Here is an 11941-nt window from a genome sequence, read left to right as displayed (position 1 = left end):
GATCAGACCGGAGGTGCCCCGTGCTGAAACGAACGATCTATGACGAAGAACACGAGATTTTCCGCCAAACTGTTCGCAAATGGGCCGAGGCCGAGGTTTTTCCCCATGGCGAGGCGTGGCGCGCGGCAGGATGTGTCAGCCCCGAGGTCTGGAAAAAGGCAGGGGAACAGGGGTTCCTGTGCATGTATGCCGACGAGGCCTATGGCGGGCTGGGGCTGGACGATTTCCGCTATGACATGATCCTGGCCGAAGAAATCAACCCGCGCGAACCGGGCTTTTTCATCGCGCTGCACAACCGGATCGTGGGGCCCTACCTGCACAAGCTGGGCACCGAGGCACAGAAAGAACGCTTTATGCCGGGCGTCGTGTCGGGCGACACGGTTCTGGCCATCGCGATGACAGAACCCGGCACCGGATCGGACCTGGGCGCGGTCAAAACCCGCGCCGTGGATATGGGCGATCACTGGGTGCTGAACGGATCGAAAACCTATATCTCAAACGGTATTCTGGCCGGGCTGGTCGTTGTCGCCGCGCGCACTGGCGATGGCCACCAGATCGGGTTGTTCCTGGTCGAAGACGGGATGGAGGGGTTCTCGCGCGGGCGCAACCTCAAGAAAATGGGCCTGGCCTCGCAGGACACGGCCGAGCTGTTTTTCGACGATGTGAAAGTGCCCAAGGAAAACGTGCTGGGGGATCCGTACAAGGGGTTCAAGGCGATGATGATGAACCTCGCCGAAGAGCGCATTATCGGTGCGCTGGGCTTTATGGCGCGGGCGGAACATGCCTTCAATATCACGATGGACTACATCACCGAGCGCCGCGCCTTTGGTCAGCCGATCGGAACGTTCCAGAACTCGCGCTTCAAAATGGCCTCGATGCGGACCGAGCTGGATGCGGGCTGGGCGCTGACAGATCACTGCGTGCGCGAACATCTGCAAGGCCAGCTGAGCGCTGAAATGGCGGCAGAAGCCAAGCTGTTCACCTCGGAGGTAGAGGGGCGCGTGGTGGACGAATGTGTCCAGCTGCACGGCGGGGCAGGCTATATGGAAGAGTACGAAATCTCGCGGTTGTACAGCGATGCCCGGATCAGCCGTATCTATGCCGGAACGTCGGAAATCATGCGTGAAATCATTGGGCGTGGGTTGGGGTTGGACGAACGCGGTCGCAACTAAGCGGTGCGCGCTGCGCGCGCGCTGGATATCTCGGCCTGGCGGCCTCGGGGGTGGGGGCGTTGCCCCCACGGTGCGCGCCTTGGCCGTGGGGATCCTTGTGAGTGGCGCGCAAGGTTTGAGGGAAAAATGAAACCGGCCCACCCCTGCTCTGGGTGGGCCGGTTGTGTTGATGACGTCCCGGGGGCAGGACGATGGGGACTAGTCTTTGGGCCCCCGAACCGGAGAATTGGACATCATCAAACCAAGTGTGGCGGTGCTGCCTGCGACCCCGATCAGAAGAGCCGGGGGAGCGGAATAGAGCAGCTCTGACAGGGTGTAGGCCAGGGCGCTGGTCAGGCTATGTGCGGGGGAGGGCGTGAGCGCGATGGCCCAGAGCATTGCCTGCCAGAGCAGTGAGAGGATCACCCATTTTGCACGCGCCAGCGGTTGGTTTTGCCGGTGGGCCCGCAACAGTGGCAAGCTGAGCACAAGTGTCAGAAAAAGGGCCGGCAGGGCACTCACCCCCTGCCGGCCAGAGGTGTCGAAAGCCAGCCAGACTGCCATGGGGACAGATGCAGCCAGAACCGGCAGGGCAGCGACCAAAACGGAAAGGGAAAATGATTTGGTCATGGAAAAGTGCCTTTGTTTCAACATGCTATGACTATACCTGCGGGCATGTGTGGGCTCAAATGACGAAAGCCGTCATGAATTGAGACGGCGCTGTTTTCCAAGAAAAAGGCCGGTCCCACTGGGACCGGCCGGAGCCATTTCCAACGCGCTTGGCCCTAGCTTTCGGGCACGGTGTCGATTTCAAATTGCAGGAATCGCGGCGCGGGTTGGGATTTCTTTTTGCGGCTGGACAGGCTGACGGCCGCGCGGGTGGTCAGGCCAAACCCGGCTTCGTCCAGAAGCTCGCTTAACCCCTGCGGGGGCGGGGCCGACAGGGCGCGCGAGCGCTCCAAGGGGGGCTGTTCCAGAAAGGACAGATCCTCGACCGCGTCCTGTTTCCCGGCGGGGGACACGATCACCAGCAAGCGATCCCGACCAAACGCGTCATCAGTGACCAGCACGAAGTCTTCGGTCAAGGTGTCGCCCGGTTGCATACGCCCATTTCCCATGAAGGTCACCGAATAGTCCGACCCGACATAGAGCACATTGAAATCCACGGGCGTTTTGTTTGGGTTTGATAGCTCGAGGCCGATCACGTCATCCGGCACCATGCGGACAACGCCGGTGGCGGTGACCGCCGTGTGGCTGCCCTCGACGATATCTTCGGCGTCCAGGTCAAAACGCGCGCGGGTCAGGCTGGCCTCGACATTCAGGGCCTTGGGCGTGGGGGTTTGGCCCATCTTCATCAGGTTCAACACCTTGGACATCGCCGCGATATTGTCGGTAAAGACATAGGCCAGCTGTTCGGCATCTTTGTCCGCGGTCGTGATGGAATAGAGCCGGTCATACTCGTCGACCTCGGTCAGGCCCGCAGAGGGCAGGAACCAGATCGCATCGGGGCGGGGGCTGTCGGGGATGACGGCCAGGCGCAGATCGGCCGGGGCACCAGCGGGCACGAATTGCACGCGCGGTCCGATCAGGGCCTGATCACGGGCCCAGCCAATGGCCGTCTCCAGCGCCTGGGCAGGGGCCGAGCCCGGCGCGGGCAGAGAGATGGTCAGCGTCAGATCCATCGCGGCCGAGACTTTGCGCAGCACCGCGCCCTTGGGGATGTCGACTGCTTCGCCGACCGGTTTCAGCGTGGCCTCGAAGGTCGATAAACTGTCCACGGTAAAGCTGGCCAGCGCCGCATCGTCGGTATCGACGGGCGCGCGCAGCAAGATCAGTTCTTCGCCCTCGGTCAGCCCGTGCAAGCGTCCGGCGGACAGTTTCACCGTCTTACCTTTGGTCTGGGCGGGCCATTGCAGGATGCGCCCTGCGCTGCCGGTGCCAAAGATAGGATCGTCCAGCGCGCCTTCGAACAAGGGGGTCGAGCGGGCCAGATTCAGCACCGAGTATTTGCGCAAAACCTCCTGGGCCAGCTGGCGATAGGTGATGCCGGGGCGCTCGGCCATGGTTTCAAACAAGGTATAGGTGAACACGCCCTGCAAGCGCCGCCCGGCCTTGCCTTTGGGCATGTTCTTTTCGGGTGTGGTCTCGTTGGTTTGCGCGGCGAAAAAGGCGGTCAGGCGGCCCATGTTTTCGCCGGCCTCTGCGGTCTCCACCGCCGGGGCGGGGGCGTTGCGCGGATCGGGCAGCGCGCGCGAGCGCAATTCGGCGGCGATCATCTGTTCCGGTTTGATCCCCAGCGCCTCGGGGCCAAGTTTGCGTTCGCGCACCTCGTCTTCCAGCCCTGCGGCCGCGCGGGTGGCCGTGCCGGAATGGCAGTTGTCGAACACCACCCAGACATCGGCCCCTTTGGCGCGAATGGCGTCGATCATCTGACCGATTTCATCATCAACCAAGGCGTTTTCCACGGTGCCGACAGTGTCGTTCCATGGGCCGATATCGACGGGCAGGAACAATTCGTCCAACCCGTCCAGCTCGGTGCTGGTGTCCAATGCCGGGGCCTGAGACCCATGCCCGGAAAAGTGCAGATAGACGAAATCCCCAGGCTGCACCTGCGCCGTCAAATCCACGAACCCCTGTCGGATTGCGGCCAGCGTGGGGGGCGTCGCGCCGTCAATCCCATCGGCCAGAATGGTGATGTTCGATGGGGCAAAAACGGCCACCGGGTTGGATTGCAGATAGGTTGCCACCAGATCCACATCATTGGCCGGGCCACGCAGGTGAAACCGTTCCTCCAGGTTGGTGTAGGTCGATGCGCCGATCAGCAGCGCGTGGTATTCCCGGGCCTGCGCACTGAGGGCCGAGAGGGCCAGAACGCCGGCCAGTGCGGTACTATGCAGAAACTTCATCCCGCCCTCGTCAGTTGGTGATCAGCGAATACGAGGACGCAACACCGCCCTTGTTCATCACGATGATGGTAAACCCGCCCGTCTGGGCCGGGCGCCACCCGCAATAGGCGATCGCGCTGATATCGGTATCGGAACAGACCAACCGGCCCTTGGCGTCATGGACGAACAGGTTCAGATCGGTGGCGGCCTGCCCTTCGACATAGACTTCGGCGTAATCGCCCCCGGTATAGGGCAGCGGCGGATAGGTGTCGGTGCCCCCCGCGCGGATCGAGCTGATCGAATAGACCTGCCCGGTTGCAACGCCCTTGGAACGCTCGACGCGGATATCCTCGATCAGGCCCAGCAGGGTTTCATCCGCCAGCGAAAGCTCCTCGGCGGCGTCCAGCATCTGTTCCCACGTCAGCGGAGCTTCGGCAGGTGTTTCCCCCGACGCGCCATCCTGTTCGGGGCTGCGCTCGGTTGGGGTCAGGTTCAGTGACTTTCGCAGCTTTGCGGCGGCCATGATCAGGATCGGATCGGACTGTTCAAGCCCCGTCAAAAACAGGCTGGCCGACATTTGCGCGGTCTTCAGCGTTGCGCCCGTTTCAGCATGCGCTGCCGGGGCCGAGGCACTCAGCGCCCCCAGAAAAAGCCCCGCGCTAAGGCAAATGGTTTTTGAAAACATCGAAAATCTCCGCTTTGGAATTGCATTGATAATGCGCGGCGAAACCTTGTTTTTCAAAACTTTTCTGTCCGGTTTTCAAACATGAACGGACTTGTCATGTGAGTTCGCCAGCCCCCCTTGATAGCGTCACATCAACCGGAACGACTAGGAAAAGACATATGACTCATGCCCTTCGGATGATCCTTCAGCTGCCCCTTTTGCGCGGGCTGTTCGCCCCATTGCACCAACGCCCTTTGGTCCGTTTGGTGCCCTTGACGGCGCTCTGCGTCACCCTGTTGTCCTCATGGGCGGACAGGGCCGAGGCCGCGCAGCTGCTGGACCGGGGACTGGAGGCGACGCTGGTGGTGTATACCGATGACAGCGACGAAAACTTTCTGGGGTCGGCGGTGTTGTGGCGCGATGGGCGGCTGGCCGTCACCAATGCGCATGTGGTGAAAACCAACACCCGCGTGATCCTGCGCAACCGTCAGGGGGACATTGTGGTGGCCCGTGTGATCCTGCGGGACGAAAAGCGTGACATCGCGGTGCTGGAACTGCCCGGTCCGGTGTTCGGGCGCGGATTGGAACCAACGAGTGAGATCATCCTGGGACAAGAGATTTATGCCTTGGGCGCGCCGCTGGAAACCGTGTCCTCGGTGACGCGCGGGATCGTGTCTGCCATTGGTCGTCAGGTGCTGGCCTCGGTGCCGGTGCGATATATTCAGCATGACGCCGCGATCAATCCGGGCAGCTCGGGCGGGCCGCTGATGGATGCCAAGGGCCGTGTGATCGGGATCAACGCTCGCGTTGCTGATGGATCGCGCCTGTTTGTCGGGATCTCGTATGCCATCCCCGCCTGGTTGATCGATCGGGCCATCGCTGGCGAGCTGCTGCCTGTCCCGTCGTTAGGCCTGACCATGCGCCCGATTGATCGTCGCATTGCGGGCGCCCTGGGGCTGGAGCAAGGCAGGGGCCTGCTGATTGACAACGTGGATCCGTCGGGGCTGGCCGATCAGGCAGGTCTGCAAGCCGGGGACGTTTTGCTGGCCGCGTCAGGCCGCGTGCTGACCACCCCGGGCGAGCTGGCCTTTATCCTGGATGAGCGCACAGGCCCCGTTGTCTTGACGGTGCTGCGCGCAGGCGAGGAAATTGCGCTGACGCTGAACTTCACCACCCATAGCGCGCTGATTGACGATGACGGAGCGGATCGCTCGATCGCGATCATCCGGGCCTATGATCTGGGGCGTCTGGGGCTGCAAATGGCCGAGGACGGCGTGACCGTCGACGTGATCAGCCCCGTAAGCCCGGCCTTTCTGGCGGGTCTGAACAAAGGAGACAAGATCCTGTCGGTGAACGGCCAACCGGCCACCAAAGAGCTGCTGGCGACGCTGAAAGTCTCGCGTCCGATCCTGTTGTTGGTGCGTCGCCCCGATGGCCGCACGTTGCATATCGCGGTGGATCCCTGGAGCAACGGCAAGGGCACGCGCCCTGTTGGGGGCGGAAATGTCCTTGACCCCGAAGTCGTAATCTTTTGATCTGTGCCCAAGGAGTTCCCCATGACCACGCCCGACCAGCCCCGGATTTTGATTGTCGAGGACGATGCCGTCACAGCAGAAGGCATGGCGCAGGCCGTGCGCGACGTGGGCGCGATGCCCGAAATTTGCAGCACCTATGACGCGGGGCTACAGGCGGCGTCAGGGGGCGAATACGCGGTGATCCTGTTTGATCGGATGCTGCCCGGTGGGGACGGGGTGGACGCCATCGCCAAGGTGCGGGCGGCGGGCTCGACCGCGCTGATCATGGTGATCTCGGCTCTGGGGCGGGCCCAGAACAAAATCGAAGGCCTGGAAAAAGGCGCCGACGATTACCTGGCCAAGCCCTTCGATGCAGAAGAGCTGCGCGCCCGCCTGCGCGCTTTGCTGCGCCGTCAGAACATGGTGGCGCTGGACAATGATGTGATCGTGTTTGGCGATCTGGAAATCCGGATGAAGGCGCGCACCGTGCACGTGGGCACGACCCATGTGGCGATTTCGCCCAAAGAGTTCAAATTGCTTAGCTTTTTCGCGGCCAATGCGGGGGATGTGGTGACGCGGATGCAGCTGTTGGAAAATGTCTGGAATTTGCATTTCGATCCGCAGACGAATGTGGTGGACGTGCATGTGGGGCGCTTGCGGCGCAAGTTGGAAAACGTCGCCGGACGCCCGATCATCCACACCGCCCGCGGCGAGGGCTATGTCTTTGATCCCGTGAAAGCCGCAGAATGAACCACCGTCCCTCGCGCTCTGCCAGTCTCAGGGTGATGCTGCTGGTGGCATCGGGCATCATCCTTTTGTCGCTGGGGGCGATGGGGCTGCAATACCGGGTGACGGCGCATTCGCTGGAAACTCGTCAGGCTGAACTGTTGCAGGCCGATCTGGAGGCCTTCGCCGCGCTCTACGAGCAGCGCCGCATTGTCGCCCTGCGCGAGGCGATCGAATTCCGCGTGGCCTCGACCCCGCCGGATCGGGTGATCTATCTGTTGATGGATCGTCAAACCAAGCTGGCCGGGAATATTGAGGTTTGGCCGCTGGGGTTGTCCCCCATGGGACAGCTGTTTTCCAACGAACATGCGCAGGGTTTCGAACATGCTGGCGCGCCCTATTTGGGTGTAGCGCGAGAGTTGCCGGGGGGCTTTCCCTTTCTGGTCGCGCGCTCGCAGGTGGATACGCTGGCCACCTTGGCCGAGCTACGCCGCCTGATCGCCTGGGTTGCGCTGGCCCTGATCGCGGTTGCCCTGGCCGCAGGGTGGGGCGTCAGCCGCGCTGTGTTGGGGCGCATCGGGCGCCTGAACGCCCTGGCTGATCAGGTGGCCGAGGGCGATCTGGGCGCCCGCTTGCCTGCCCCAAAAAACCATGACGAGTTTTCCGTTCTGCAAGAGCATGTCCACAATATGCTGGACCGGATCGAGGCGCTGAACCGGGCCACACATCGCCTGTCTGATGCCATCGCGCACGAGCTGCGCACGCCGCTGAACCGTATACAGCAACGGCTCAGCGGGTTGGATACGGCGGATGAAACGGCGGATGAAATTCGCGCAGAAATCCGCTCGACCATACGGATTTTCGACGCTTTGCTGGATATCTCGGCCGCCGAAGCTGCCAAGGGTCAGCGCCCCGGTCTGGTGCCTGTGAACCTGTCTGAATTGGCCGAAGAAGTCTTCGATCTGTACGCTCCATTGGCCGAAGATGCCGGCTTGATCGCGCAGGCCAAGATCACCCCGGACCTGTGGGTTTTGGGCGAGCGCAGCCTTCTGGCGCAGCTGCAAACCAACCTGTTGGAAAACGCCATCAAATATTGCCGCGCGGGGGACCACCTGACGCTGGAGCTGCAAGAAATCGAGGGGCGCCAAGTGCTTAGCGTCACCGACACGGGGCCTGGAATTCCTGCAAAGATGCGCGACCAGATGTTTGAGCGATTCACGCGTGCGCAAAAGGATCGGGGCACCGCTGGTCATGGGCTGGGGCTGGCGCTGGTTCAGGCCATCGCGGCCCGGCATGGTGCGAAACTTGTTCTGCCCGAAACCGCAAAAGGCTTTGCGATCCAGATCAGCTGCCCTAAACTCGACCCCAAGGCCTGACATTATCGGGCACTCCTGGGGGGAGATTATGAACGTATTCAAGGCGCTTGGCGCAGCCCTGTTTCTGGTGGGGTGCTCGGCAGTGAACAAGCCGTTGAACCAGCCGTTAACTCAAGGCCAGAACCCATCCCTTGCCGAGGTGACCCTGGACGCGCCGACCGATGGCGAGGTTTATGTCGGGCTGGCCTTTTCCGGTGGGGGGATGCGGGCCTCGGCCTTTTCCTACGGGCTGCTGCAAGAGCTGCGCGCCCAGACCGCCAGCCCCAAGAACCCCGACGGCATCCTGTCAGATGTGCGGCTGGTGACCGGCGTATCGGGGGGCTCGGTCACGGCGGCCTATTTCGGGCTGAACGGCCCCAAGGCGCTGAACGGATACCGCGAGAATTACCTGATCACCAATGCCGAACGCTATATGGCGAATTCGCCGTTCAATCCGCTGACAATCGTGCGCGGGCTGTCGGGCGGGGCCAACGGGCGACGGACCTTTGGCCGGTATTTGGACGAAAAACTGTTCCATGGCGCGACCTTTGGCGATTTACGGGCACGCAGCCAGATCACCACCTGGATCAACGCGGCCGATATGGCGAACCAGACGACCTTCTTGTTCAGCCCTGAAACCTTTGATGCGTTGTGCTCGGATTTGTCCAGTTTCCCGATTTCCGATGCGGTCGCGGCCTCGGCGGCGTTTCCGCTGGTGTTTTCCCCCATCGTGCTGGAGGCGCATCAGAACAAGTGTGATTATCAAGAGCCCGATTGGCTGACCGCGGCGCGCTATAACCCCGAGGCAAGCTCGGCCATGCGATCCCATGCAGCCGCGCTCGAAAGCTATGGAGACCCCGAAAAGGTCAAATATGTCAAGCTGTTGGATGGTGGTATCACCGATAATTTCGGCACCACAGGGCTGGCGATTGAACGCGCCCGGGCCCGCAACGCATACGCGCCCATGACGGTGGAACAGGCGGTGCGGCTCAAACGGTTCCTGTTCCTTGTGGCCGATGCGGGCACGGAAAAAACCTATCGCTGGTCCAACAAGTTGCGCGGTCCCGGTGGCCCCAGCCTGGCGATGGGGATTGCGGGGGCCTCGATGGGGTCGGCCTCGCGCACGGGCTATGATGCGATGCGTCTTCAGCTGGAAAAATGGGAATCTGATCTGGTCGAGTTCCGGTGTTCCCTGTCGCTGGCCGAGGTGCGCCGGTATCGCGGCTCGACCCGTGGTTGGAACTGTCGCGACCTGAAATTCTTTGTTGGCCTGGTCAGCTTTGATGCGCTGGATAAGGACCAGCAAACCGAGCTGAACGAGATACCGACCCGGTTGAAACTGAAGACCGAGCAGGTGGATATGGCGATCGAGGCGGGCCGTTTGGCGGCGCGCCTGAACCCTGAACTGAACGGGTTCCTGCGCGCCTCGCCCGGACGCAATCCGCTGGCCGCAATTCGGGGGGCTGGCGACAAACCCCGCCGGATCAGCCCGGTTCAGAATTGATGACAAATTCGGTTACACGCTGGCAAAGGCTTGATTGGGCGCGAAGGGCCTGTAATCAATGGGTTATGTTGAAACCTTTCGCGATCCTTGGCGCTGTGGCGGCCCTGTCTGTAGCGGCCCTGTCTGTGGCGGCACCGGCGCGGGCCGAGACCCATGCCGTGGTGATCGGGGTGTCCGATTATCTGCATCTGGATGCGGATCTGCGTGGGCCGGCAAATGACGTTGGTCTGGTGACGCAGATGTTGGTGGATCGCGGGGTCGAGCACGCCAACATTCACCTGCTGGCCTCGCCCGGATCGCGCCATGCTGACGGAGTCGAAATCGCAGATACGCCAACCCGCGCCGCGATCCTGGGCGCGCTGGATGATCTGGTGACGCGTGCAGGCCCGGACGACACCGTGTTTTTCTATTTCTCCGGCCATGGCTCGCAGGCCCCGGATCAAAACGGGGACGAGGGTGGGGGCTATGACGAAATCCTGCTGCCCGCAGATGCCAGCGGTTGGCGCGGCGCGATCGGGGCCGTTGAAAACGCCATCGTGGATGATGAATTGGCGGTGCGGTTCCAGGCGATTTTGGATACGGGCGCGCAGATGGTGGCGGTGCTGGATGCCTGTCATTCGGCCACGGGGTTTCGGGCGCTGGGCGGGCAGGCCTCGGCCGCGCGGTATGTTGATCCGATCTCTTTGGGTATTCCAACGGATGCCACCCCCGAGGCGACTGGGGCCGCGATGCCGCCGCTGACAGGCGAGTATGTGTTTCTGTATTCGTCGCAATCCAACCAGCGCTCGTTTGAATATCCGATCGGCGCGTCCGAGGACCCGGGCAATTGGTACGGGGATTTCACGCGCGCGCTGACGGGGGTTCTGTCGCAGGAATCGACGCTCAGCTGGGAACAGGCCTTGCAGGCAACAACCGACAGCATGGCCCGCAATGGCCCCGCCGCTCAATCGCCCGATGGCGAGGGTTCGTTGATGGGCGCAGGTGTGTTCGGGGCGGCCAAGGCCGCCGAATTGTTTGAAACCAAGGGGGATCGACTGTTGGCGGGCCTGCTGTCAGGCCTGACCGAAGGGGCACAGGTGGCGATCCACGGCGCCGTGACCTCGGATCAGGTTTTGGCCACCGCAGCAGTTGCCCGCCCCAAGGCGAATTCGGCCCTGCTGCGCAGCGAGGACACCTTGCCCGCCAGAGGGTACGCGCGGGTTATTCAACCGGGGGCGCCTGCTTTGGTGGGGATGGCGGCGCCGCTGCGGGCGGATCCGGCGGACGGGTATGACTACATGGCTCTGACCGCGTTGATGGAGTTTTTTGCCCAGGCCGATGCGCTGGAAGGGGTGCGCCTGAACGCAACGAGTTTTGATTTGCAGCCGTATCTGGTGGACGGGGCCTTGGCCCTGGCGGGCCGGGATGGCGTGCTGGATCCGTTGGGGCCGGGGTCAAGCCCGCGTCTGGCGTTGAACGGCACGGACTACCCCGAGGTCGTTCTGGCCGATTTCCTGGAGCGTGCTGCACGTACCCACCGGATGCGCAGTGCGCTGGCAATGGCCGAAACCAGTGGCGCAGGCGGGTTCAGCCTGTTCAGTACGGCGGTTGGGCAATCTGTGGCGGTGGCCAAGGCAGCGATTGATGGCGACGCCTGCGCCGAACCCGAATTGGACCCGCTGAAACAGGCTGGTAAAACCCTGACCGTCAGCAGCTGCGATCAGGTCTGGCTGACAATCTCAAATTCCGATCTGAAGGCGCAGGATGTCACCGTTCTGTATGTGGATCGCGATTTTGCGGTCTTGGCGATCTGGCCCGAGCCGGGCTATTCCAACCGTGTGGCCTTTGGCGAACGTCAGGAAATCGGCCTGCTGATCCAGAACCCGGATGGTCGCCCCGGGGTCGAGGAAATCATCGTGATCTCTTCGCCTGCGCGCGACGGGGCCCCCCGCACCGATCTGTCTGCACTGGCCGATCCGGCCCAAACTCGCGATATGGCTCAGGGGGGCGGGGCCTTGCAGGAGTATTTCAGCCGCGCGCTCAGCCCCGAGGAATCCTCTCGTGCCCTGCCAATGGGCAGCGATGAAGGTTTGCCCAAACTCGATGTCACCCGCTACACTGTTCATCTGCAAGCGGAGGAGTAGGGCGTGATGAAACACAGCA

Annotated in this window: 9 protein-coding genes; 6 read left to right on the top strand and 3 right to left on the bottom strand. The window is 62.3% G+C overall.

Annotated features, from left to right (window positions below):
• The first annotated feature begins 20 nt into the window (after positions 1–20).
• Positions 21–1172, top strand: coding sequence for an acyl-CoA dehydrogenase family protein (locus tag ACXADQ_RS19450; RefSeq protein WP_475325287.1), 1152 nt, complete (start codon positions 21–23; stop codon positions 1170–1172).
• A gap of 198 nt (positions 1173–1370) precedes the next feature.
• Here the strand turns inward: ACXADQ_RS19450 and ACXADQ_RS19445 are convergent, their stop codons facing one another.
• From ACXADQ_RS19445 to ACXADQ_RS19435, 3 genes are all read right to left on the bottom strand, one after another.
• Complete coding sequence (locus ACXADQ_RS19445; RefSeq protein ID WP_475325283.1) at positions 1371–1781, bottom strand: hypothetical protein; 411 nt, start codon at positions 1779–1781, stop codon at positions 1371–1373.
• 155 nt (positions 1782–1936) lie between these two features.
• Positions 1937–4057 carry a caspase family protein gene (locus ACXADQ_RS19440; protein ID WP_475325279.1) on the bottom strand — a complete coding sequence of 707 codons (2121 nt, stop codon included), beginning with the start codon at positions 4055–4057 and terminating at the stop codon, positions 1937–1939.
• Between the two features lie 10 nt (positions 4058–4067).
• Positions 4068–4721, bottom strand: coding sequence for a hypothetical protein (locus ACXADQ_RS19435; protein WP_475325275.1), 654 nt, complete (start codon positions 4719–4721; stop codon positions 4068–4070).
• A gap of 158 nt (positions 4722–4879) precedes the next feature.
• On the opposite strand from ACXADQ_RS19435, the gene ACXADQ_RS19430 reads away from it, so the two are divergent.
• The 5 genes from ACXADQ_RS19430 to ACXADQ_RS19410 all read left to right on the top strand — a co-directional run bounded on the left by ACXADQ_RS19430 (position 4880) and on the right by ACXADQ_RS19410 (position 11922).
• Positions 4880–6235, top strand: a complete 1356-nt coding sequence (locus ACXADQ_RS19430) for a S1C family serine protease (RefSeq protein ID WP_475325273.1) — start codon at positions 4880–4882, stop codon at positions 6233–6235.
• Positions 6236–6256: 21 nt separating this feature from the next.
• On the top strand, positions 6257–6964 hold the full coding sequence (locus ACXADQ_RS19425; RefSeq protein ID WP_475325268.1) for a response regulator transcription factor: 708 nt from the start codon (positions 6257–6259) through the stop codon (positions 6962–6964).
• On the top strand, positions 6961–8316 hold the full coding sequence (locus ACXADQ_RS19420; RefSeq protein WP_475325264.1) for a sensor histidine kinase: 1356 nt from the start codon (positions 6961–6963) through the stop codon (positions 8314–8316). Before ACXADQ_RS19425 ends, ACXADQ_RS19420 begins: the two co-directional genes overlap by 4 nt.
• Positions 8317–8344: 28 nt before the next feature.
• Positions 8345–9799 (top strand): patatin-like phospholipase family protein, encoded by a 1455-nt coding sequence (locus tag ACXADQ_RS19415; protein ID WP_475325260.1) that lies wholly within the window; start codon positions 8345–8347, stop codon positions 9797–9799.
• Positions 9800–9864: 65 nt separating this feature from the next.
• Positions 9865–11922 carry a caspase family protein gene (locus ACXADQ_RS19410; protein ID WP_475325257.1) on the top strand — a complete coding sequence of 686 codons (2058 nt, stop codon included), beginning with the start codon at positions 9865–9867 and terminating at the stop codon, positions 11920–11922.
• Positions 11923–11941 lie beyond the last annotated feature (19 nt).

The sequence above is a fragment of the Thalassovita sp. ABM4_323 genome (assembly GCF_056158665.1).
The sequence above is the reverse complement of the archived record's forward strand: the minus strand, read 5'-3'. Positions and strand labels throughout refer to the sequence as shown.

Coding starts and splice junctions, on each gene's coding strand:
- ACXADQ_RS19445 (WP_475325283.1), bottom strand. CDS start 1,781: ATGACCAAATCATTTTCCCTTTCCGTTTTGGTCGCTGCCCTGCCGGTT.
- ACXADQ_RS19440 (WP_475325279.1), bottom strand. CDS start 4,057: ATGAAGTTTCTGCATAGTACCGCACTGGCCGGCGTTCTGGCCCTCTCG.
- ACXADQ_RS19435 (WP_475325275.1), bottom strand. CDS start 4,721: ATGTTTTCAAAAACCATTTGCCTTAGCGCGGGGCTTTTTCTGGGGGCG.
- ACXADQ_RS19430 (WP_475325273.1), top strand. CDS start 4,880: ATGACTCATGCCCTTCGGATGATCCTTCAGCTGCCCCTTTTGCGCGGG.
- ACXADQ_RS19425 (WP_475325268.1), top strand. CDS start 6,257: ATGACCACGCCCGACCAGCCCCGGATTTTGATTGTCGAGGACGATGCC.
- ACXADQ_RS19420 (WP_475325264.1), top strand. CDS start 6,961: ATGAACCACCGTCCCTCGCGCTCTGCCAGTCTCAGGGTGATGCTGCTG.
- ACXADQ_RS19415 (WP_475325260.1), top strand. CDS start 8,345: ATGAACGTATTCAAGGCGCTTGGCGCAGCCCTGTTTCTGGTGGGGTGC.
- ACXADQ_RS19410 (WP_475325257.1), top strand. CDS start 9,865: ATGTTGAAACCTTTCGCGATCCTTGGCGCTGTGGCGGCCCTGTCTGTA.